This window comes from Frigidibacter sp. MR17.14 (genome assembly GCF_037095735.1).
Classification (GTDB): domain Bacteria; phylum Pseudomonadota; class Alphaproteobacteria; order Rhodobacterales; family Rhodobacteraceae; genus Frigidibacter.
Window position 1 is genome coordinate 89,552 of sequence record NZ_JBAWKD010000008.1, and the last position, 18,589, is coordinate 108,140.

Annotated in this window: 18 protein-coding genes and 1 tRNA gene; 7 read left to right on the top strand and 12 right to left on the bottom strand. The window is 69.7% G+C overall.

Translation table 11 applies throughout. From position 1 onward, the window contains the following. Positions 1–4: 4 nt before the first annotated feature. From V8J36_RS17580 to V8J36_RS17590, 3 genes are read left to right on the top strand one after another with little or no spacing between them, the layout of a single operon-like run. Positions 5–922, top strand: coding sequence for a glycosyltransferase family 2 protein (locus tag V8J36_RS17580; RefSeq protein WP_336468627.1), 918 nt, complete (start codon positions 5–7; stop codon positions 920–922). Positions 923–933: 11 nt separating this feature from the next. After that, entirely contained in the window at positions 934–1,941 is a 1,008-nt protein-coding gene (locus V8J36_RS17585) for a glycosyltransferase family 2 protein (RefSeq protein WP_336468628.1), read from the top strand. Then, the gene (locus V8J36_RS17590; protein ID WP_336468629.1) at positions 1,938–2,984 is read left to right on the top strand and encodes a glycosyltransferase family 4 protein; all 1,047 of its coding nucleotides are present in this window, start codon (positions 1,938–1,940) and stop codon (positions 2,982–2,984) included. Before V8J36_RS17585 ends, V8J36_RS17590 begins: the two co-directional genes overlap by 4 nt. 4 nt (positions 2,985–2,988) lie before the next feature. Here the strand turns inward: V8J36_RS17590 and eutC are convergent, their stop codons facing one another. From eutC to hisN, 10 genes are all read right to left on the bottom strand, one after another. Beyond that, positions 2,989–3,729 (bottom strand): ethanolamine ammonia-lyase subunit EutC, encoded by a 741-nt coding sequence (gene eutC, locus V8J36_RS17595; RefSeq protein ID WP_336468630.1) that lies wholly within the window; start codon positions 3,727–3,729, stop codon positions 2,989–2,991. Next, positions 3,726–5,114 (bottom strand): ethanolamine ammonia-lyase subunit EutB, encoded by a 1,389-nt coding sequence (locus V8J36_RS17600; RefSeq protein WP_336468631.1) that lies wholly within the window; start codon positions 5,112–5,114, stop codon positions 3,726–3,728. Before V8J36_RS17600 ends, eutC begins: the two co-directional genes overlap by 4 nt. A 10-nt stretch (positions 5,115–5,124) precedes the next feature. Further along, entirely contained in the window at positions 5,125–6,060 is a 936-nt protein-coding gene (locus tag V8J36_RS17605) for a phosphotransferase (protein ID WP_336468632.1), read from the bottom strand. Further along, entirely contained in the window at positions 6,057–7,022 is a 966-nt protein-coding gene (locus V8J36_RS17610; protein ID WP_336468633.1) for a phosphotransferase family protein, read from the bottom strand. Before V8J36_RS17610 ends, V8J36_RS17605 begins: the two co-directional genes overlap by 4 nt. Next, a complete protein-coding gene (locus tag V8J36_RS17615) occupies positions 7,019–8,299 on the bottom strand; it encodes a Zn-dependent hydrolase (protein WP_336468634.1) in 1,281 nt (426 codons plus the stop codon). Before V8J36_RS17615 ends, V8J36_RS17610 begins: the two co-directional genes overlap by 4 nt. Next, the gene (locus tag V8J36_RS17620) at positions 8,292–10,136 is read right to left on the bottom strand and encodes an ABC transporter ATP-binding protein (RefSeq protein ID WP_336468635.1); all 1,845 of its coding nucleotides are present in this window, start codon (positions 10,134–10,136) and stop codon (positions 8,292–8,294) included. Before V8J36_RS17620 ends, V8J36_RS17615 begins: the two co-directional genes overlap by 8 nt. After that, positions 10,136–11,047 (bottom strand): ABC transporter permease, encoded by a 912-nt coding sequence (locus V8J36_RS17625; RefSeq protein WP_336468636.1) that lies wholly within the window; start codon positions 11,045–11,047, stop codon positions 10,136–10,138. Before V8J36_RS17625 ends, V8J36_RS17620 begins: the two co-directional genes overlap by 1 nt. Beyond that, on the bottom strand, positions 11,047–12,027 hold the full coding sequence (locus V8J36_RS17630; RefSeq protein WP_336468637.1) for an ABC transporter permease: 981 nt from the start codon (positions 12,025–12,027) through the stop codon (positions 11,047–11,049). The genes V8J36_RS17625 and V8J36_RS17630 overlap by 1 nt, the downstream gene beginning before the upstream one ends. A 122-nt stretch (positions 12,028–12,149) precedes the next feature. Further along, positions 12,150–13,730 carry an ABC transporter substrate-binding protein gene (locus V8J36_RS17635; protein WP_336468638.1) on the bottom strand — a complete coding sequence of 527 codons (1,581 nt, stop codon included), beginning with the start codon at positions 13,728–13,730 and terminating at the stop codon, positions 12,150–12,152. A gap of 78 nt (positions 13,731–13,808) precedes the next feature. Continuing rightward, entirely contained in the window at positions 13,809–14,600 is a 792-nt protein-coding gene (hisN, locus tag V8J36_RS17640) for a histidinol-phosphatase (RefSeq protein ID WP_336468639.1), read from the bottom strand. Between the two features lie 275 nt (positions 14,601–14,875). Here hisN and V8J36_RS17645 point away from each other — a divergent pair, with 275 nt between their 5' ends. Then, entirely contained in the window at positions 14,876–15,655 is a 780-nt protein-coding gene (locus V8J36_RS17645; protein WP_336468640.1) for a DeoR/GlpR family DNA-binding transcription regulator, read from the top strand. 87 nt (positions 15,656–15,742) lie between these two features. Here the strand turns inward: V8J36_RS17645 and V8J36_RS17650 are convergent. Beyond that, positions 15,743–15,819: transfer RNA gene (locus V8J36_RS17650), tRNA-Arg, on the bottom strand. Positions 15,820–15,936: 117 nt separating this feature from the next. After that, positions 15,937–17,352 (bottom strand): sensor histidine kinase, encoded by a 1,416-nt coding sequence (locus V8J36_RS17655; protein ID WP_336468641.1) that lies wholly within the window; start codon positions 17,350–17,352, stop codon positions 15,937–15,939. A gap of 331 nt (positions 17,353–17,683) precedes the next feature. On the opposite strand from V8J36_RS17655, the gene rpmH reads away from it, so the two are divergent. From rpmH to yidD, 3 genes are all read left to right on the top strand, one after another. Then, positions 17,684–17,821 (top strand): 50S ribosomal protein L34, encoded by a 138-nt coding sequence (gene rpmH / locus V8J36_RS17660; protein WP_336468642.1) that lies wholly within the window; start codon positions 17,684–17,686, stop codon positions 17,819–17,821. Between the two features lie 65 nt (positions 17,822–17,886). Beyond that, positions 17,887–18,351: a ribonuclease P protein component gene (gene rnpA, locus V8J36_RS17665; protein ID WP_336468643.1), complete on the top strand. Its 465-nt coding sequence runs from the start codon at positions 17,887–17,889 to the stop codon at positions 18,349–18,351. Then, complete coding sequence (yidD, locus tag V8J36_RS17670) at positions 18,348–18,587, top strand: membrane protein insertion efficiency factor YidD (protein WP_336468644.1); 240 nt, start codon at positions 18,348–18,350, stop codon at positions 18,585–18,587. The genes rnpA and yidD overlap by 4 nt, the downstream gene beginning before the upstream one ends. Positions 18,588–18,589: the final 2 nt, after the last annotated feature.

The following is an 18,589-nucleotide window of genomic DNA, read 5'->3' on the forward strand; positions in this document are numbered from 1 at the left end:
CGCCATGCCGCGCTTCTCGATCGTGCTGCCCTGCTTCAACGCCGCCGCCACCATCGGCGCGACCCTCGCCAGCCTTCAGGCGCAGAGCGTCAGCGACTGGGAGGCGATCTTCGTCGACGACAATTCGACCGACCAGACGCTGCAGATCCTGGCCGAGGCCGCCGCCTTCGACGACCGCCTGCGGCTGGTCGCCAACCCGCGCCGCGGCCCCTCGGCCGCCCGCAACCACGGGGCGCTGACGGTCGCGCGGGGCGAGATCATCGCCTTCTGCGATGCCGACGACCTCTGGTCCCCCGGCAAGCTGGCAGAGCTGGACCGCGCCTTCGCCAAGGACATCGACGCGGCCTTCGGGCGGACCGCCTTCTTCACGGCGGACCCGGACCGGATCACCACCACCTCGACCCTGCCAGAGGGGCCGCTGACCCTTGCCACCCTTCTGGGCGAAAACCCGGTCTGCACGATGTCGAATCTGTCGATCCGTGCCGGGCGCTTCGCCGCGACCGGCGGCTTCGACGAGCGGCTGGCGCAGAACGAAGACCTCGAGTGGCTGATCCGGCTGGTCGGCGAAGGCGCATGCGTCACGCCGATCCACAGCGTGCAGACCTTCTACCGCGCCAGCACCGGCGGGCTGTCGGCCGATCTGGGCGCGATGCGCCGCGGTCGCGCGGCAGCGCTGCAAACCGCCGCCCGCTTCGGCGCCGCGCCCACCCCGCGGGACGAGGCGATCTTCCTGCGCTACCTCGCGCGCCGGGCGCTGCGGCTCGACCAGGGGCGGTTCCTTGCCCTGCGGCTTGCGCTCGCCGGCCTTGCCGCCAGCCCCGCCGGCTTCTTCTCGGACGCCCGCCGCGGCGGGATGACCGTCGCGGGCGCGCTCGCCGCACCGATCCTGCCCCGCCCCCTGCGCCACGCCCTGTTCACCTGAGGAGCCCGCCCATGCCCCGCGCATCCATTGTCGTCTCTGCCTACAACGCCGAAGCCACGCTGGCCGAAACCCTCGCCAGTCTATTGGGCCAAAGCTTCGCCGATCTCGAGGTGATCGTGGTCGACGACGGCTCGACCGACGCGACCGCGGCACTGGTCGAGGCGATCTCCGATCCCCGCCTGCGTCTGGTCCGCCAGCGCAACCGCGGCCTTGCCGGGGCGCGCAACAGCGGCATCCATGCCGCGCGGGGCGAGTACATCGGCTTTTGCGACGCCGACGACCTGTGGCGGCGCGACAAGCTGGCCGCCCATGTGCGCCATCTCGACGAAGTGCCCGAGGTCGGGCTCAGCTATTCCGGCTCGGCCCTGATCGGCCCGGACGGTCGCGGCCTTGGCCTCGCGCAGGCGCCGCGGCTGCAGGGCGTGGGCCCTGAACAGGTGTTCCTGCGCAACCCGGTCGGCAACGGCTCGGCCCCCGTGCTGCGCCGCGCGGCACTCGACGCGCTGGCCTGGCGCCCGGCGCTGGAGACCGAGCGCGACTGGTGGTTCGACGAGAACTTCCGCCAGTCCGAGGACATCGAGTGCTGGCTGCGGCTCGCCCTGACCACCGACTGGCGGATCGAGGGCGTGCCGGGCGCGCTGACCCAGTACCGCATCACCGGCGGCGGGCTGTCGGCGGCGACCGACCGCCAGCTGACCGCCTGGGAGCGGATGGTGACCAAGCTCACCCCGATCGCGCCCGATTTCTTCGCCGCCCATGCCGCGACGGCGCGCAGCTATCAGCTGCGCTACCTCGCGCGCCGCGCCGTCTCGGCCGGCGACGGGGCACGGGCGCTGCGTCTGGTGCTGGACGCGCTCGGCCAGTCGCGCCGGCCGCTGCGACAGGAACCGCTGAAGACGCTGACCACCCTTGCCGCCGCCTGCGCGCTGCGGCTGCTCGGCCCGCTCGTGCTGACGCAAAGCCGCCTCGCCCCCTGCGCCATCCCTGCCACCGCCCCCCAGACCGGAGAGAGCAAATGACCCTGCATTTCCCTGCCCCGTCCCTGCCCCGTGTCGTCCACTTGGTCGATGACCTGAACTGGGGCGGCGTCACCCGCGGCGTGCGCCATCTGGTGCAGGACCCGGTGCTGGCCCGCGTCGCCCGACAGTCGATCGTCGAGGTCAAGCGCGGCTCGGTCACCACGCCCGCGCTCGAGGCGGATCTGATCCTCTCGCACCTGTCGGTCAGCTGGCGCAACCTGCCGCTTCTGTCGGCGCTGCGCGGCCGCTACGCGCATCTGCCGCTCGTCCATGTCGAACACAGCTATTGCGAGGGATTCGTCGCCGGCAACGTCATGGAACGGCTGCGCTTCCAGACCCTGCTGCGCAGCGCCTACGCGCTGTTCGACGGCGTGGTCGGCGTCAGTGCAGGGCAGACCGGCTGGCTGCGCGACCGCGCGCTGGTCGCGCCCGAGCGGCTGCGGACCATACGCTCTTGCGCAGGCATCGACGACTTCCTGGCGCTGCCGGTCGCGACGGGCCGCGCGCGGGCCTTCGGCGCCCTCGGCCGCTTCGACCGCCAGAAGGGCTTCGACACGCTGATCCGCGCCTTCCTCGCGGTGCGCACGCCGGGCGCGACGCTGACGCTGGTCGGCGACGGGCCCGAGCGCGCGGCGCTGGAAGCGCTGGCGCACGGCGATCCGCGCATCCGCTTCGCGGGATATGCCAGCAGCCCAGCCACGCTGATGGCGCGCTTCGATGCGGTGCTGATGCCCTCGCGCTGGGAGGCCTACGGGCTGGTCGGGGTCGAGGCGATGGCGGCGGGCCGCGACCTGCTGGTCTCGGGCGTCGACGGCACCGCCGATCATGTCCAGCGCGGCGCCACCGTCTGCCGCGGCCGCAGGGCCGAGGACTGGACCGCGGCCATCGAGCGTCTCGCCGCGCGCGAGCCCGCGATCGCCACCCGCCTGCGCGAGATCGGCCGCGAGAAGGTGCGTCACGCCGAGGCCGAGTTCCGCACCGCCTATGCCATGCTGTTCGCGGACTTCTGCGCGGCGCGCATCAGCCCGGCAATGGCCGGCTAGGGCGTTAGCCCCCGATCAGGGGGCTGGCCACCCGGTCATCCTTCAGCGCGACGCCGGTGGCCCGGATCTCGCGCGCCTTGCGGATGAGGAAGGTCAGAAGATCGGTCGCGCGGGCATAGTCCAGCCCGCCCCGGCCGTGGATGTTCGACACGCAGTTGCGGCTGCTGTCGGGCGCGCCGACCTTCGGGTCCCAGGTCAGGTAGGCCCCCAGGCTGTCCGAGACCGAAAGACCCGGGCGCTCTCCGATCAGGACGAGGCAAAGCGGTGCCCCCATCGCCGCCGCGATCTCGTCCCCGATCGCGACCCGCCCCTCGCGCGCCAGCGCGATCGGCCCGAAGGTCAGCTCGGGCAAGGCCGCATCCAGCGCATCGACCATCGCCGCCGCATGGTTCGTCACCGCGAAGGCCGACAGCCCGTCGGCGATCACCACCGCCAGATCGGGGCGCGTGCAGGGAATGCGCGCGAGGCTGTCTTCCGACAGGCGACGGCCCAGATCGGGGCGGCGGATGTAGGTGTCGCGGTCAGGCGCGCGGCTGTGCAGCTCGATCACCTCGCGCGCGCCCAGACCTGCGCGCAGCGCGGCCCAGTCGACCGGCTGGCGGATCGCGTCGCGCGCCTTCGCATGGCTCAGCTGGAAGTCGAGCACCGAGGCCAGCGGCGCCGCCCCGCCCCGCGCATCAAGACGCACCCGCGCAGGGGTCAGCAGGCGCAGTTTCGGCAGGAAGTCCGGAACATCGCCGCTCATGCCGACAGCCCCATCCGCCGGGCGAGCCCGCCCAGATCCGGCAGCGCCCGCGGGCCGCCGGCCCCGCCGCCAAGCTGCATCTTCTGCAGCCAGGCTTCGAATTCCGGCGCGGGGCGCAGGCCGAAGGTGCGGCGCAGCCAGGCCGCGTCCTCGAAGGCGAGGCTCTGGTAGCTCAGCATCACGTCGTCAGCGCCGGGGACGCAGATCACGAAGTTCACGCCCGCCGCCGCCAGCAGCGTCATCAGTGTGTCCATGTCGTCCTGATCGGCCTCGACATGGTTGGTGTAGCAGACATCCACCCCCATCGGCAGGCCAAGCAGCTTGCCGCAGAAATGATCCTCGAGCCCGGCGCGGATCACCTGCTTGCCGTCATAGAGATACTCGGGCCCGATGAAGCCCACGACCGTGTTCACGAGGAACGGATCGAAGGCGCGGGCGACGCCATAGGCGCGGCATTCCAGCGTCTGCTGGTCGACGCCGTGATGGGCATCGGCCGACAGCGGTGCGCCCTGCCCGGTCTCGAAATACATCACGTTCCGGCCGACGGTGCCGCGGTTCAGCGCGCGCGCAGCCTCGTTCGCCTCGCCCAGCACCGCAAGATCGACGCCGAAACCGCGGTTCGCGGCCTCGGTCCCGGCGATCGACTGGAAGGGCAGGTCGACCGGCCCGCCGGCCTCGATGATGCGCAGCGTGTTGGTGACATGGGTCAGCACGCAGCTTTGCATCGGCATGTCGAATTCCTGCCGCAGCCCGTCGAGCGCCTTCAGGATCTCGGTGCAGTTGCCGATGTTGTCCGAGGCCGGGTTGATCCCGATCACCGCGTCGCCGGTGCCCTGCAACAGCCCGTCCAGAACCGCGACCGCGATCCCGCGCAGGTCGTCCGCCGGGTGGTTCGGCTGCAGCCGCGTGGACAGGTGCCCCTTCAGCCCCAGCGTGGTGCGGAAGCGCGAGACGACCTCGGCCTTGCGGGCGACGCCGATCAGGTCCTGGTTGCGCATCAGCTTCGACACCGCCGCCACCATCTCGGGCGTGAGCCCGCGCGCAATCCGGGCAAGCGTGCGGGCATCGGCGGCGTCGGACAGGAGCCAGTCGCGCAGGCCCCCCACCGTCATCGCCGCGACCGGGGCGTGGGCCGTGGCATCATGGCCGTCGAGGATCAGCCGCGTGACCTCGTCCGTCTCGTAGGGGACGACGACCTCGCTCAGGAACTCGGACAGCGGCAGGTCGGCCAGCGCATAGCGGGCGGCGACGCGATGCGCCTCGGTCTCGGCGGCCAGCCCCGCCAGCTCGTCGCCCGAGCGGCGCGGGGTCGCGGCGGCCATCAGCGCGGCGAGGCTGTCGAAGCGGAAGGTCTCGCCGCCGGCGATGGCGCGATAGGCAGGCATGGCTGTCTCCTCAGGCGTTGCGCAGATGCGTGGCCCAGGACGGGTCGCCCGTGATCGTGCGGAACCGCATCAGCTTCCACATCCCATACTTGTGGAAGTCGAAGTCAAGATGCGAGACCTTCAGCTGCACCATCGACCACGCAGCCCATTTCACGTCGGCCAGCGCCTTGTGAATGGTCACCCGCGCCACAAGCTGCGGCGTGACGCGACCGAAATACTCCTCGATCAGTTCGGCCTCCTGCTCGGGGGTGAAGAACATCTCGCCGAACCAGATGCCCAGATCGTAGCACCGGTCGTTCATCGAGGCGTATTCGTAATCGATCAGCATCACCGAGCCGTCGGCGCCGATCATGAAGTTCCCCGGCATCGGGTCGTTGAACGAGGGCACGAGGTCGAGGCCGGAGGCCATCAGCGCCTGCCGCGCCATGCGGTCGTTCAGCGCGATCCAGTCCGCGTCGCGCGGCTGCGGCGCGCCCAGCATCGCCATCTGCCCGTGATGCTCGTCGATCATGTCGAAGACCGTCTTCGTCAGGCCCAGCGCCGGCAGGGCATGCATCCTCCGGTAGGCCGCGATCGCCGCCACCCGCTTGTCGCGTTCGGCGAAGTCGGAATGGGTCGAGGGGCGGCGGTCGGGGATGAAGTCGTTGATCTCGATCCCGCGGTGGGCGAGATCGTCATAGACCATCGGCCCCAGCCCGGCGGCCGCGGCCTTCTTCGAGGCATCCATCGCCGCGACCCGGTCAATGAACATCTCGGTGCCGTTGCCCGGCAGCTTGACGAAATACTCCGCCCCCGCTGCAAGTCTGACGCGCCAGTTCGAATTCGAGATCCCGCCCGAGACCGGGGCATAGCGCGCGCCCTGCCCGCCCGCGAACAGCGGCGCCTCGAGGATCGCGGCTTCCAGCGCGGCTTCTTCGGCTGCCGCGGCCTGACCGAGCGTCTTCATGCCTGCCCCCCGGCGCTGCGCACCTTCTCTTCGAACTGCGGATGGCGCAGGCCAAGGCGCGCGCGCATGATCCGCCATTCGGAATATTTCAGCCACTCCACCGCCCCGCGGACCGAGCCCACGCCGCTGACCCGCGCCCAGAGGCAGTGCATCACGTCGTCGACGATCGACCAGAGCCGCGCCCGCGCGAAGCCCGCCGGCTCGAAGGCACCCATGTAGGCGGCGGCAGGGGCGATCATGTCGGCCTCGAAATCGGTGATCTCGGCCAGCAGGACCCCAAGGTCGTACATCGGGTCGTTCTGCCCGGCCCGGTCGAAATCGACCAGCAGCACCGCGGCATCGGGCCCGACCAGCAGGTTCGAGGCAGAACCGTCGTTGCGGCAGGGCACCGTCGGCGCGGCCGCCAGCGGCGCGCGCAGCGGTTCGAGCAGCGCCATGACCCAGCCGATGTCCTGCGGCAGCGCCACGCCCGACGCGCGCGCCCGGTCCAGAAGCGCGTCGATCTGCGCGAAGGCGTCGAAACGCGTGCCCAGCGCCGGCAGCGCATGCAGGCGGCGCAGCGCGGCCAGCACCGCGCCGACCACCGCCGGGTCCTGCAGGTGCGACTGCCGCGCCGCGGTCCAGGCGGTGCCGGGATCGCGCATCAGGATCGCCCCCTCTGCCGCGTCCGACCACAGCACCTCGGGCGCGATGCCTTCGGCCCCGGCGGCGGTGGCCAGCGCCATCGCCGCCGTCAGGTCGAAGCCCGTGCGCATCTCGGGATGCATCACCTTCAGGAACAGCGGCCCCTCGGGCGCATCGATCCGCAAGCTGCGGCTTTCCAGCGCCAGATAGCTGGGCGAGGCCAGCGCGGCGGGTCCGGCCACCGCCGGCGCCGCCGCCAGATCGGGCCGGGCGCCGGCGAGACAGACGGCGAGCGCCGCGTCCGAGACGAGCGCCCCGGTTATCCGGCCACCGCTCATCCTGCCACCGCGCGGTCCAGATCCGCCTTGGCCACGTCGATGCGGCGGATCATCTCGACCAGCACGTTGCCGCCGGCCGCCAGATCCTCGGGCGAGGTGTATTCGTCGTAGCGATGGATCACGCCGCCGACGCTGGGCACGGCGACCACGATCGCCGGGCAGCGGGTCAGCACCGGGATCGCGTCATGGCCGCCGATGGTGTCGATGCGGATCCGCGGCAGGCCGAAGCCGTCTGCCGCCTCTTCCGCCAGCTGCACCAGCCGCGCGTCGAACCGGCCCGCGGGCCGGCGGTCGATCGAGACGATCTCGCCCGTGACCGCGGCCTTCTCCATCAGCGCCGGCAGCGCCGCCTTCAACCCGGCCTCGGCCCAGTCGAGCGTCGCGGCCTCGGGCGCGCGCAGCTCTCCGAAGAGGATCGCCTTGCCCGGCACGATGTTGGGCGAGTTCGGCGAGATGTCGACGCGCGCGACCGAGGTGTAGAGCGTGTCGGGCGCGGTGTCGGCGAGGCGCTTCACCTCGGCGATGATGTAGGCCGCGCCCAGCACCGCGTCGTGGCGGTCCTCCATCGGGGTGGGGCCGGTGTGGTTCTGCTGGCCGGTGACTTCCATGCGCACCTTCAGCGCGCCCCAGTGGCGGATGAAGGGTGCGATGCGGGCCCCGGCCTTCTCCATCTTGTCGTCACCCTCGATGTGGATCTCGAGATAGACATCCGGGATCCCGACGACGTCGGTCCCGGCATAGCCGGTGCGCTTCAGTTCGTCGCCGACGCTGCGCCCCTCGCGGTCGCAGCGCGCCAGCGCGAAATCAAGCTCGAGCTGCCCGGCGAAGACGGAAGAGCCCAGCAGCGAGGGCTGGAACCGCGCGCCCTCCTCACTCATCCAGTCGGCGATGACGAAGGTGCAGTTCGGCGCGGTTCCGCGGGCGGTGCAGTCGGCGCGGTAGCTTTCGATCGCGGCCAGCGCCGCCATCACCCCATAGGCCCCGTCGAAGCGCCCGGCCAACGGCTGGCTGTCGATATGCGAGCCGATCATGATCACCGGCGCGTCGGGACCGGCCAGCTCGATCCGGCCGAAGAGGTTGCCGATGGCATCGACCAGCACCGTGTAGCCCTTGGCGCGCATCTCGTCGGCGAACCATTTGCGGGCGTCGCGGTGCTCGTCGGTCAGGGCCATGCGGTCGACGCCGCCCATCGGGGTCGCGCCGAAGTCCGAAACGCGCTGCATCAGCGTCTCGAAGAAGGCGGCATCGAAGGCGGGGCGGATCAGGGTGTCAGGCATCGGTCGTCTCCGGCGTCGTCGCGGTCAGGCCGGTAAAATCCGGCGCGGGGGTCAGGAAGCAGGCGGCCAGCGCACGCCCGCCGCGGGTGGTGAGGCCCGGGTTCTCGGTCCGGCAGCGCGCGAAGGCCTGCGGGCAGCGGCTGGCGAAGGCGCAGCCCGGCGGCAGGTCGATCGGGCTTGCCGGCTCGCCTTCCAGCAGGCAGTCCTTCGGGTCATAGCGCCGGGTCTCGAGCGTCGGCGCGGCGGACAGCAGCGCGCGGCTGTAGGGATGGCCCGGGTCGAAGAACAGCCGCTCGTTCGGGGCGACCTCGACCGTCTCGCCCAGATACATCACCGCGATGCGCGAACAGACGCGCCGCACCATCGCCAGATCGTGCGAGATGAAGATGTAGGTGAAGCCATGCTGGGCCTGCAGCTTCTCGAACAGGTCCAGCAACTTGCCCTGCTCGGTCTGGTCCAGCGCCGACAGCGTCTCGTCCATGATCAGAAGCCGCGGTTCAAGCACCATCGCCCGCCCCACGTTCAGCCGCTGGCGCTGCCCTGCCGACAGGCCGGTCGGCAGCTCGTCATACAGGGCCTCGGGCAGGCCGACCTCGTGCATCACCGCCCGCGCCCGCTCGCGCCGCTCGGCCCGGTTGCCGATGCTGTGGATCTTCAGCGGCTCTTCCAAAATCGCGCCGATCGAGCTTTGCGGCGGCAGCGAGCCGTAGGGGTCCTGCAGCACCAGCTGGAAGCGGCGGCGCAGGGCGCGCAGCCGCGCGGGGCTGGCCGACCCGACGTCCTCGCCCTCGAACAGGATCTTGCCGGCATCGGGCCGCTCCAGCCCGGTCAGCAGCCGCATCAGCGAGGACTTGCCGCAGCCCGACTCGCCCACCAGCCCGAAGTTGTCGCCCTGAAAGACGTCGAACTCGACATTGCGCACCGCCTGCACGACCGAGGTGCCGCCCTGTGCCCGGTTGCGGGCCGAATAGGACTTGGCCACGCCCTTCACCGACATGATCGGACGCGGGGTCTCGCGCTCTTCGGGGCGCGCGGCGGTCGAGGGATCCCAAAGCTTCGGCAGCTCGTTGATCAGCTGGCGGGTGTAGGGATGCGCCGGCGCGCGGACCAGCGCCTGCGGGGTCTGGCGCTCGACCACCCGCCCGCGGTTCAGGACCAGCACCTCGTCCGAGGCGTCGCAGGCCACCGGCAGCGACGAGCAGATGAACAGCACCGCCGTGTCGAAGCTGGTGGTCAGCTCGCGCATCAGCTTGAGGATCTGCGCGGCCACCGTCACGTCGAGCGGCTGGGTGATGTTGTCGGCGATCAGCAGCGCGGGGTCCGAGATCAGCGCGTCGACGATCATCGCGCGCTGCATCATGCCGCCGGAATACTGGAACGGGTATTCGTGGAACCGGGTCTTGGCCGAGGGGATGCGCACCGCGTCCAGCAGTTCGACCGCCTTCTTCCGTGCGGCCTCGACCGAGGTTTCGGGGCGCACCGCGCGCAGCTTTTCCACCAACTGCGCGCCCACCGTCATCGTCGGATCCAGCGCGCCGGCCGGGTTGCCGCCGACATAGGCGATCTCACGCCCGGCAAGGCTGCGGGCATGGGCCGGATCGGTCAGCAGGTCGCGGCCGCGGAAGCGCACCTGCCCACCGGTCACCGCCAGCGGCGGCGCCAGCCAGCTGGCCAGCGTCTTGGCCAGCACGGTCTTGCCCGCGCCGCTTTCGCCGATCACCGACAGGATCCGGCACGGAGCGAGGTCGAAGCTGACCTCTTGCAGCACCGGGCGCATCCCGCCCGGGCCGGCAACACCGACCGAGAGGTCCGAAACCTGAAGCAGGGCAGTGTCCATCAGGCGCCTCCGTAGACCGTGTTGCGGGCGCGTTCGAGCGAGGCACCCATCAGGTTGATGCTGCCGAGGGTCAGGAACAGGAACACCCCGGGCATGGTGGCGATCCACCAAGCGTTCAGCAGGTATTTCCGGCCATCGGCGATGATGTTGCCGAAGGTCGGCGTCGGCGGCTGCACGCCAAGGCCGAGAAAGCCCAGCACGCTTTCGAAGATCATCATCCGCGCCACGTCCAGCACCGCGACGAAGGCCATCGGCGGCAGCACCAGCGGCAGAAGCAGCAGGAACATGATCCGGAAGTCGGTCGCCCCCAGCACCATCGCGCCGCGGACGTATTCCTTCTTGCGCTCGGCCATGATGGTCGAGCGCATGACCCGGGCGTAGACCGGCCAGCCGGCCAGCCCCAGCACCAAGATGATCGAGGGGATCGTCGGGCGCGAGACCCCGAGGATGGTGATCGCGAGGATGATCATCGGGATCGACAGCTGCGCGTCGGTCAGGCGCATCAGCACCGTGTCGATCGACTTGCCGTAATAGCCCGCGACCAGCCCGATCAGTGCGCCGACCGCCAGCATCAGCACGGTGGTCGTCAGCCCGATCAGCAGCGAATAGCGCAGACCGACGAGGCTGCGGGCCAGCATGTCGCGGCCCAGCTGGTCGGTGCCCAGCGGATGCGCCCATGTCCAGCCCTCGCCCAGGAACACCGGCGGCATCAGCTTGTCGCGGATCGCCATCTTCGTCGGGTCAATGCCGCTCAGCGGCGGGTAGAGCAGTGCCGCGAACAGCAGCACCAGGAAGACCGCCAGGCCGATACGGAACTCGACCGAGGCGAAGGCCAGCCGCCAGATCCGCGAGGACACGGTCTTGCCGCGGGCACGGGCGGGCGCAGTGGATGCGAGATCGATGCTGGTCATCAGTACTCGAGCCTCGGGTCGATGAGGGTGGAGAGAAGATCGACGACGATGTTGATCAGCACGAAGGCCGCCGCCGTCACGATGGCGATGCCCTGGATCAGCGGGAAATCGCGCTGCATCACGGCGTTGATGGTCAGCAGGCCAAGGCCGGGGTAGTCGAAGATGAACTCGACGACGAGCACGCCGCCCAGCAGCATCGAGAACTGCACCCCCAGCAGGTTCAGCAGCGGAACGGCCGCGTTCTTGACCCCGTGGCGGAAGACGATCTGGTTGCGCGACAGGCCGCGGACGGCGGCGATGCCGATGAAGCTCTGGCCCATGATCCCGGCGACCGAGACGGTCAGGGTGCGGATGATGAAGGGGGCCATCTCGATCGCCAGCACGAAGGCGGGCAGGATCGTGTAGGCAAAGCCGTTGTAGCCGATGGCCGGCACCAGCTTCAGCTTCACCGACAGCAGCAGCGCCAGCACGATCCCCAGCCAGAAGTTCGGCAGCGACACGAAGATCGACGAGCAGTAAAGCGCGATGCGGTCCGGCCAGCGGCCCTGGTTCAGCCCGCCCCAGACCCCGATCGGGATCGCGATGACCAGCGCGAAGACCATCGCCAGCACTGCCAGCTGGATCGTCTTCGGCGCGGTGTCGGCGATCAGGTCCAGCACCCGCGCGCGTTCCGAGCGCGTGGTGTCGTTGTAGCTCGATCCCCCCACCGCGGCGCCGTTGGCCGGGCGCACGAAGGACTGGCCGAGGTCGCCCTGCACCACGCCGCCGATGTAGCGGCCGAACTGCACGTAGATCGGGTCGCGCAGCCCCATCTCGGTCGCGATCTGCTCGATCAGCGCCTCGGGCGCCATGCCGCCGGCCATCAGGCGCACCGGGTCGCCGGGCACCACGCGCAGCAGCGTGAAGATCAGCGCCGAGACCAGGAAGACGATCAGCGCCCCCTGCGCAAGGCGGCGGGCGAGGAACCGCATCACGAACATTGCAGACAGACCTCTCTGGCTTCAGGCGGACAGGGCGCGCCCCCCGGGCGGATGCGGCGGGGGACGCGCGGTCGGGTCGGTGACTGGCGCGGACGGAGCTGCCGGCGCCGGTCGGGCGTGCCTCAGGCGGCGGACGAGACCTTCGAGGCGTCCGAAAGCCCGTCGGGATAGATGAACAGCCCGTCGAGATCGGCGCGCATCGCGTGGATCAGCACCGAGGTGAACAGCGACAGCGCGGGAACCTTGTCGGCCAGCATCGGCATCAGGTTCGTCTGCAGCGATTCCTTGCGCGCCTCGAGCGAGGTCGCGTTGCGCTCGGCATCCAGCGCCGCGTCGATCTCGGGATCCTCGATCCCGCAGATCCGCTTCGAGGTCGAATGGAAGTGCGTCCGCAGCACGAGGTCGGGCTCGGGCGAGCCGGTGGACCAGCCGCAGTCGACCATGTGGCCCGGGCCACCGCCCGGACGGTCATAGAGCCGCTCGTTCCAGGCGGCGACCTCCATGACGTTCAGCGTCACCGGGAAGCCCTGCTCCTGCAGCATCGCGGTGATCACCTCGCCGTATTCCTTGGTCTTCGGGTAGAAGCCGGTCGAGGTGATGTATTCCAGCTCGGGCAGGCCCTGGCCGTTCGGGAAGCCCGCCTCGGCCAGCAGGCGCTGGCATTCCTCGGGGTCGTATTCCGGGTAGTTCTCGAGATCGGTGTATCCGAACTTGATCGGCGAGATGTAGTTTGACGAGGCCTCGCCGGCGTTGCCCATCACCTCCATGATCATCGAGCGGTCGATGGCATGGGCGGCGGCCTTGCGCAGGCGGGCATCGTTGAACGGCGGCTTCGAGCAGCGGAACCACAGGTACTTGTTCTCGACCGAGACGAGGCGCGAGAGCTTGATGTCCTTGTTGCCTTCCAGCGTCTGCACCTGTTCGGGCTCGAGCCGCTCGATGACGTCGGCCTGACCGTTCATCAGCGAGAGCATCCGGGTGGTGGCGTCACCCACGAACGAGAAGGTCACGCCCGAGATCGTCGGCGCGCCCTTGAAGTAGCCCGGGAAGGCTTCCATCACCGTGTCGTTGCCGCGCTGCTCGACGAACTTGAACGGGCCGGTGCCGTTCAGGCGCTGGCTCAGTGCGCCCTTCGGCCCTTCGGCCACGTCCTTGGCCGACAGGATCGGCAGGTACGAGGCGAGGAAGATGAAGAGCGAGGCGCCATAGCCGCCCTTCGAGGTGTCGACGATCACCGTGTAGTCGTCCGGCGTCTCGACGTCGAAGGTGTCGGTCGGGCCCGGATAGACCTGCTTCGGCCGGTCCAGCTGCGAGCCGTAGAGGAAGGTCGCCTTCACGTCTTCCGAGGTGAAGGGCTTGCCGTCATGGAAGCTCACGCCCTCGCGCAGCTTGATCTGCAGCCGCGAGGCCGACAGCTCGGTGATCTCGGTCGCCAGTTCGTAGATCACTTCGTCCGGGGTCTCGGGGCGCATGGGCGCGCGGGTGAGGAAGCCCATGACGAAGCCTTCGATGTTCGACTGCGACAGCGTGGTGTGCGCGGTCGGGTCCCAGTTGCCGGTGATGTTCTCGGCAGACAGGAACACCAGCGGCTTGGCGCCCTGCGCATGGGCGCGGCCGATGAAGAAGTCCGGGTTGATGCGCGTCAGCGCCACGCCGGCGCCGGCGAGCGCGGCAGAGTTGAGGAACGATCGTCTGTTCAGCATGCGTCTCTCCTGTCGGGATTCGTTTTTGGTTCTGGGGTCGTGAAGGGAGGGCCCGGGAATGTCCGGGACGGCCCGGCCTCAGGCCGGGACCGGCGTCCTGATCGCCGAAAGGCGGTGCAGCATCGCGGCGTGAAGCTCGGGCGTGGCCGCGGCCAGCACGTCGCCGCCCGACCCGAGGCCGAGCGCGCGGCCCGACCAGTCGGTGATCACCCCGCCCGCGCCGCGGATGATCTGCACCAGCGGCAGGTAGTCATAGGGCTGCAGCCCGATCTCGAGCACGAGGTCGCAATGCCCCGAGGCCAGCAGGCCGTAGCTGTAGCAATCCCCGCCGAAGCGCAGCAGCCGGACATTGTCGTAAAGCGCGTCATAGGCGGCGCGCAGCGGGCCAGTGAACAGCATCGGATCGGTGGTGTAGGCCAGCGCCTGCGCAAGGTCGCGGCAGTCCGAGGTGCGGCAGGGCACGCCGTTGAACAACGAGGGCAGGCCCGCACAGCCCTGCCAGCGCTCGCCCAGGGCCGGCATCTCGATCTGGCCAAGCCAGGGCGTGCCGTCCTTCAGCAGCGCCATGAGGTTGCCGAACAGCGGGTGGCCGGTGACGAAGGACTTGGTACCGTCGATCGGGTCCACCACCCAGACCTCGCGCGCCTCGAGCCGCTCGGGGTCCTGTTCCTCGCCGAAGATCCCGTGCGCGGGGAAGGTCTCGGCGATGCGGGCGCGCATGAAGGCCTCGATCTCGCGATCGGCGACGGTGACCGGCGAGCGGTCCTCCTTGGCATCCACCGCCAGCGGCCGGCGATAGTAGCCCATCGCCATCTGCCGCGCGGCATCGGCCACCTGCGACGCGAATTCGAGTTCCGGGGGGAGTGTCATGTCGTGCAGTCCTGAGCTTTTGAGCCAGCTTTTGCCGCGACGCCCCCGACTCGCACGCCAAAACACATGCAAACCCACAGACACGCACTCAAATACACATTTCGATTAAAATCTGCCCACCGGAAGCCGCCTTTTGGGCCGTCATAGGGCAAACCTTGCGTGGCACTGTGTGCGAATCGCCGCCTGATGCGCCAAAACGCACAGAAATCCCCAAGGAATGTGGACTTGCTCCGGCGAAGCCTGCACACAGATCCACATCGGCAAGGAGACGAACGATGTGGTCACACGAGCGGCAGGCGCAGATTCTCGCGCTGATCGGGCAGGACGGCAAGGTATCCGCCAACGAGCTCGCCACCCGCTTCGAGGTCTCGCGCGAGACGGTGCGGCGCGACCTGCTCGAGATGGAGGAGGCGGGGCTGCTGCAGCGGGTCCATGGCGGCGCGGTGCCCTCGACCCTGGCAGAGCCGGAACCCACCTTCGCCACCCGCCTCGTGCAGTTCGCCGCGCAGAAGCAGGCGATCGGCCAGCTGGCCTGCGACCTGATCCCGCTCGGATCGACCTGCTTCGTCGACGCCGGCACCACCACCACCGCCTTCGCCAGTGCGCTCGCCGCGCGCGGCGAGATCCGGGTGATCACCAATTCGCTCGAAATCGCCAGCCTGATGAGCAAGGGGCGCGACTGCGACGTGCTGCTGCTGGGCGGCCGCCCCCATGCCGACGTGCCCGCGACCTATGGCGAGATGACCCTGTCGGAGATCGACCGGTTCTGGGCCGATTACGCGGTGATCTCGCCGGTGGCGCTGGACCGCCAGCGCGGGGCCAGCGATTACGAACTGCACGAGGCCGAGGTCGCCCGCGCGATGATCCGGCATTCGAACAGCTGCATGATGCTGTGCCATTCCGCCAAGCTGAACACCGAAAGCCGCGTGTCGATCTGCCGGCTGGACGACATCGACCATCTCGTGACCGACGATCAGGGCGAGGCCTTTGCCCTGCCCCGCGGTCAGACGCATTACGCGCCCGCACAGGGCCCGCTGCGCGCGATGCGGCCCTGAGGCGCAACGGCACGGCGTAACGCGCGCCGCTCCCGCCGCGGGCGGCTGCCGCGCACATGGCGCGGCGTCTTCATCGATGGTGGGAAATGGCGGACCCGGAGCGATTCGAACGCCCGACCCCCAGATTCGTAGTCTGGTGCTCTATCCAGCTGAGCTACGGGTCCGCTGTGAGGGGCCGTTTAGCGATGCTGTCGGGGACATGCAATAGACTTCGTCGCAGGACCCGGAAGATTTTGCGATGCCCCGACGTAAGCCCTCGCCAGACCGCGTGCCGCCCCCTGTCAGGCCGCGACCTCGGCCACGCTCACCGACTTCGGCAGCCGGATCACGAATTCCGTGCCATCGGCATCCGAGCGCACCAGCTCGAGCCGGCCGCCATGCCCGCGCACGATCTCTGCCGAGATCGCGAGGCCAAGCCCGGTGCCGCCCTTGCGGATCCCACCCTGGAAAGGCTGGAACAGGTGCTCCTTCGCGCGTTCGGGCAGGCCGGGGCCGGTGTCGCCGATGCGGATCCACCAATCGCGGTCGTCCTCGCCGCCGCCGACCTCGATCGTGCCGGGCTGGCCGGTCGCTTCGATCGCCTGGCGCGCGTTGCGCACGAGGTTCTGCAGCACGCGGTGCAGCTGCTCGCCATCGGCGCGCACCGCAAGGCTGCCGGCCACGTCGGTGACGAAGTCCACCTGCCCGGCCTCGGCCGCCGGCCGCTCGCCGTCCAGCACCTCGGCCACCAGATTGGCCAGCATGAACCGGTGCAGGCGCGGCGGCGGCTCTTCGGCCCGGCCGAAGGTCAGGGTGCTCTCGCACAGGTTCACCGCGCGCGAGATCGAGCCCACCAGCTTCGGCGTCGCCTTCTTCACCGCCGGATCCTCGGAGCTTTCCATCCGGTCGGCGAAAAGCTGGGCGGTGGTCAGGATGTTGCGCAGGTCGTGGCTGATCTTGGCCACCGCGCTGCCCAGCTGCGCCAGACGCTCCTTCTGCCGCAGCGCGCCGATCAGCTGCGTCTGCATCCGCGCCATCGCCTCTTCGGCCTCGCGCAGCTCGTCGATGCGCGCAGTGGGCTCGATGACGTGGCGGGCATCCTCGGGCGCCTCGGCATAGCGGGTCATGTGCTCGACCACCCGCGCCATCGGCTTCAGGATCAGCCGGCGCGCGGCCAGGAACAGCAGGAAGGCCAGCAGCACCGAGATCGCCGCCGACAGCGTCAGCACCCGCAGCGCGTAATCGAACATCTCGCGCCGCATCGGCCCGGTTTCCATCGTGATCTCGATCAGCTGCCCGCCCTCGCGCACAGGGCGGCCGATCACCCGGATCACCCGGTTCTCGCCGTCCAGCAGCGTCGCCATCGCGTCGCGGATCAGGCCGAGCGAGCTGGCGCTGCGCAGGTCGTAGCTGGCATAGACCTCGCCCGGGATCGGCGAGGACAGCACCAGCTGGCGCATCTCGTCGCGGCGCAGGACCACGTTGAACACCCCGGCGTTGGCCAGCAGCTCCTTCTCGAGATCCTCCGAGATCATGTCGTCGGTGGTCAGCAGCGCGAGCGAGGCGATCTGCGCCCGCTCGAGCCGCAGCTCGAGATAGTCCTCGCGGTAGCGCGCGACAGAAGGCACAAGGATCAGCAGCTCCGCCAGCACGACGAAGACGGTTGTCAGCAGAAGGAAGCGCCCCGAAAGCGTGTTCAGGAATCTCGGCCGTCGCATCCTTGCCCTTCGCGGTCCTTTCGGCCCATCCAGCGCCCGCCCCGATGGCGGTAGCACCAGTCTACCCCGGAAACCTTTGCGTGAGATAGGCATGGGCTTCCTTGGCACAACGTCGTGGAAGTATAAATCCGTCGATTCTCGTCGGGTTCCGCGGCGGCGGGCCGGCGGGGCCGGCCTGCGCGGCTTTCGCCCGTGCAGACAGCGGAAAATCCCCACCCGGCCGATTGACTCGCGGACGGGACGCCATTAAAGGGCGGGCTTCGAATGACGCAGTGCTCGAATCCCGGCCCCGATGGCGGGGCATCGCGCTGCCCGGAACGGAGTACGAGCGATGACCAAACGCACTTTCCAGCCGTCGAACCTGGTTCGCAAGCGCCGCCACGGCTTCCGTGCCCGCATGGCGACCAAGGGTGGCCAGAAGGTTCTGAACGCCCGCCGCGCCCGCGGCCGCAAGGTCCTGAGCGCCTGAGATCCCGTGGTCCCGACCCGGTCGGGACCGCCCGTGGACAGGTGCCCCCTCGCGAAGGCATGGCCATGACACCGCCGGTCGCCCCCGTTCTCGACACGGGACCGCAGCCGGCGGTTTCCGTTTGCCCGGCCGCCGGCCCGGCGCCGCTGAAGCCGCAGATCCTGGCGCAGCGCGCCGATTTCCTGCGCGCGGCGCAGGCGCGGCGACGGGGGATGCCCGGCTTCCTGCTGCAGGCGCGCGAGCGCCGCGCCGAAGAGCCCGCCGGGCCGCAGGCGCTGCGCGTGGGCTTCACCTGCTCGAAGAAGGTCGGCAATGCCGTGCTGCGCAACCGCGCCAAGCGGCGGCTGCGGGCGCTGGCGGCCGAGATCCTGCCGCAGCTTGGCCGGGCAGGCTGGGACTACGTGCTGATCGGCCGCCCCGAGGTGACGATCGCCCGCCCCTTCGCAGAGCTGCGCGACGACCTGATCCGCGCCATGGGCCAGATCCACGACACGCCGATCGACAATCGCCCGCGGAAGCCGCGGAAATGACCCCGCTGGCCCGGCTCCTGTCGCTGCCGGTCCATGCCTACAGGCTGACGGCCAGCGCCTGGATCGGGCGCAGCTGCCGCTTCCAGCCGACCTGCTCGGAATATGCGCTCGACGCGCTGAAGATCCACGGCGGGCTGAAGGGCGGATATCTTGCCGCCCACCGCATCTGCCGCTGCCATCCCTGGGGCGGTTCGGGCTATGATCCCGTGCCGACCCGACCCTCCAAGGACACCTGACG

Excerpts from the sequence above, each read along its gene's own strand:
- rnpA (WP_336468643.1), top strand. The coding sequence starts at position 17,887 with ATGACACCGCCGGTCGCCCCCGTTCTCGACACGGGACCGCAGCCGGCG.
- V8J36_RS17655 (WP_336468641.1), bottom strand. The coding sequence starts at position 17,352 with ATGCGACGGCCGAGATTCCTGAACACGCTTTCGGGGCGCTTCCTTCTG.
- rpmH (WP_336468642.1), top strand. The coding sequence starts at position 17,684 with ATGACCAAACGCACTTTCCAGCCGTCGAACCTGGTTCGCAAGCGCCGC.
- V8J36_RS17615 (WP_336468634.1), bottom strand. The coding sequence starts at position 8,299 with ATGCCTGACACCCTGATCCGCCCCGCCTTCGATGCCGCCTTCTTCGAG.
- yidD (WP_336468644.1), top strand. The coding sequence starts at position 18,348 with ATGACCCCGCTGGCCCGGCTCCTGTCGCTGCCGGTCCATGCCTACAGG.
- V8J36_RS17585 (WP_336468628.1), top strand. The coding sequence starts at position 934 with ATGCCCCGCGCATCCATTGTCGTCTCTGCCTACAACGCCGAAGCCACG.
- V8J36_RS17645 (WP_336468640.1), top strand. The coding sequence starts at position 14,876 with ATGTGGTCACACGAGCGGCAGGCGCAGATTCTCGCGCTGATCGGGCAG.
- V8J36_RS17620 (WP_336468635.1), bottom strand. The coding sequence starts at position 10,136 with ATGGACACTGCCCTGCTTCAGGTTTCGGACCTCTCGGTCGGTGTTGCC.
- V8J36_RS17590 (WP_336468629.1), top strand. The coding sequence starts at position 1,938 with ATGACCCTGCATTTCCCTGCCCCGTCCCTGCCCCGTGTCGTCCACTTG.
- V8J36_RS17580 (WP_336468627.1), top strand. The coding sequence starts at position 5 with ATGCCGCGCTTCTCGATCGTGCTGCCCTGCTTCAACGCCGCCGCCACC.
- V8J36_RS17610 (WP_336468633.1), bottom strand. The coding sequence starts at position 7,022 with ATGAGCGGTGGCCGGATAACCGGGGCGCTCGTCTCGGACGCGGCGCTC.
- V8J36_RS17630 (WP_336468637.1), bottom strand. The coding sequence starts at position 12,027 with ATGTTCGTGATGCGGTTCCTCGCCCGCCGCCTTGCGCAGGGGGCGCTG.
- hisN (WP_336468639.1), bottom strand. The coding sequence starts at position 14,600 with ATGACACTCCCCCCGGAACTCGAATTCGCGTCGCAGGTGGCCGATGCC.
- V8J36_RS17635 (WP_336468638.1), bottom strand. The coding sequence starts at position 13,730 with ATGCTGAACAGACGATCGTTCCTCAACTCTGCCGCGCTCGCCGGCGCC.
- V8J36_RS17600 (WP_336468631.1), bottom strand. The coding sequence starts at position 5,114 with ATGCCTGCCTATCGCGCCATCGCCGGCGGCGAGACCTTCCGCTTCGAC.
- V8J36_RS17625 (WP_336468636.1), bottom strand. The coding sequence starts at position 11,047 with ATGACCAGCATCGATCTCGCATCCACTGCGCCCGCCCGTGCCCGCGGC.
- V8J36_RS17605 (WP_336468632.1), bottom strand. The coding sequence starts at position 6,060 with ATGAAGACGCTCGGTCAGGCCGCGGCAGCCGAAGAAGCCGCGCTGGAA.
- eutC (WP_336468630.1), bottom strand. The coding sequence starts at position 3,729 with ATGAGCGGCGATGTTCCGGACTTCCTGCCGAAACTGCGCCTGCTGACC.